Source organism: Amycolatopsis speibonae (genome assembly GCF_042647925.1).
GTDB classification, from domain to species: domain Bacteria; phylum Actinomycetota; class Actinomycetes; order Mycobacteriales; family Pseudonocardiaceae; genus Amycolatopsis; species Amycolatopsis speibonae.
The window spans coordinates 1-2,032 of the sequence record NZ_JBHRWK010000141.1 but is presented as its reverse complement, the minus strand read 5'-3'; the positions used below and the strand labels follow the sequence as shown (position 1 = coordinate 2,032).

The following is a 2,032-nucleotide window of genomic DNA, read 5'->3' as shown; positions in this document are numbered from 1 at the left end:
GGTTTTCTCCGGAGCGAGCCGGAGCCCGACCCCGGCCAGGACCGTCTCGATCTCGCCCCACAAGATTTCAGCGTGGTCCCGGCGGCCGTTGACCATTACTACGAGGTGAGTAGGCCGGGGGAATTTCACCCCCGGCCTCTCTCAGAACCGGACTTGAACCTCTCGACTCATCCGGCTCCCATTGCCCAGCCGTCAGGACGTGCACCGAGACGCCAATGGGCGAACAGACGAGGAGCTCGCAGAGCTATCTCGGCCAGCCATGCCATCGCGTGGCGTTCTCGGCGTTTGAGCCGTTTGTATTTCTGGCAGGCCCACCGGATCAGATGCCGGTTGAGCCTGCGGAGGAAGTAGAGCAACCGGGACTTGTAGAAGCGCCCGTAGTAGTTGATCCACCCCTGCACGATGCTGTTGAACATCCGTGCAAGGTCATCGAGGGACTTGTCACTGCGCCGGGCAAGGTGCCAGGAACGTATCTCCCGGCCCATCGCCTTCATCGCGTCCGTGCTGACCGCGGGCAAGAACGACACGAAATGCTTGCCGTGCTTGTTCTTGGCAAGCCGCGGACGGAACTCATACCCCAGGAACGTGAACTTCATGTGCTCATACAAACCCATGCGATCCTCGTCCTTGCAGTAGACGATGCGCGTCTTGTCCGGATGCAACTCCAGACCGACCTGCGCCAGGCGAGCGGCGATAGCAGCCCGCACGAACCGGGCCTGCGCTTCGCTGCGGCAGTGCACCACCGCGTCATCGCAGTACCGTTCGAACCCGAGGTTCGGGAACTCCCGCACCATCCAGGCATCGAACGCGTAATGCATGAAAAGGTTCGCCAGCAACGGCGAGATCGCCGACCCCTGCGGAGTCCCGCGATCCCGATCAACCAGCGTGCCATCCTGCCGTTGCAGCGGCGCTTGCAGCCACCGCCGCACATAGAGCAGGATCCACTTCTGGTCGGTGTGGTGGCCGACCGCCTTGAGCACGAGGTCCCAGGGCACGGTGTCGAAGAACGCCCGGATGTCGAGATCGATCACCCAATCCGCTCGCCAGCACCGTTTCCGGCATGCCCCGACCGCGTCCAACGCCGACTTGCCCGGTCGGTAGCCATAGGAATCCGGATGGAAGATCGGTTCGACCTTCGGTTCCAGATACATCCGCACCACCGTCTGGGCAACCCGATCAGCGACCGTGGGTATGCCGAGAACCCGAACCCCTTTGCCTCCCGCTTTCGGAATCTCCACCGCCTTCACCGGAGGCGGGAAATAACTGCCCGACGACAGCCGGTTCCAAATCCGATACAGGTTCTTGTCCCGAGCCTGTTCGAACTCCGCGATCGACTGCTCATCGACACCCGCCGCACCTTTGTTGGCCTTGACCCTCTGAAATGCTTCCCAGACCACGATCTTGTCGATCTGAAACGACTTGTCCTGCTGCTTCGGTTCGTTCATCCGACTCCTCCCAGCCACGCTGGTTGATCCTCGAACGAACCAGGGCAACCCGTCCCCTTCGCTCCGCCCGCATTACCAGGCATCACCGCTACTACGAGACGGTCCGCCCGCCTGCCCCGCATCGGTACTCCGCCCCTCGCAGATTCCGCTGCTTGGGGTTCTCCCTCTCGCCGACCGGTCCAACACTCGGCCGGCGGTATCAGGGCGAGGCGTTCCCACGTTCCACACTGGAGCCTGAACCGAGCTCGCGCCACCTTTATGCCGGTCACCATCAGGGCAGTAGACAGGTATCCCCCTGACTTATCCCGGGGCAACAACTGGACCCCGGTTTTGATGACGTCACTACGCTTTCGACACTTCATCAGTGGTTCACTCACGTTCGCCTTCTCGGCTCTCACCTGACACATCTTGTGCGCCTTTTCCCGTCACGCTCACCACCACGGCTCATTCACCGCAGCAGCTGACGGCGGTTTGGAACCACTCCCTGCAGAGCGATCCCAGAGGGCCCACCTCCATCACCAGTGCAGCACCACAACCATCAGCGCGACCTTCTACATCGCAACCTCCGGTCGTGTTCGTGGCACACA

At 61.9% G+C, this 2,032-nt stretch carries 1 protein-coding gene; it reads right to left on the bottom strand.

The genetic code is table 11. From position 1 onward, the window contains the following. Positions 1–167: 167 nt before the first annotated feature. Entirely contained in the window at positions 168–1,445 is a 1,278-nt protein-coding gene (gene ltrA / locus ACFOSH_RS42505; RefSeq protein ID WP_378247230.1) for a group II intron reverse transcriptase/maturase, read from the bottom strand. Positions 1,446–2,032 lie beyond the last annotated feature (587 nt).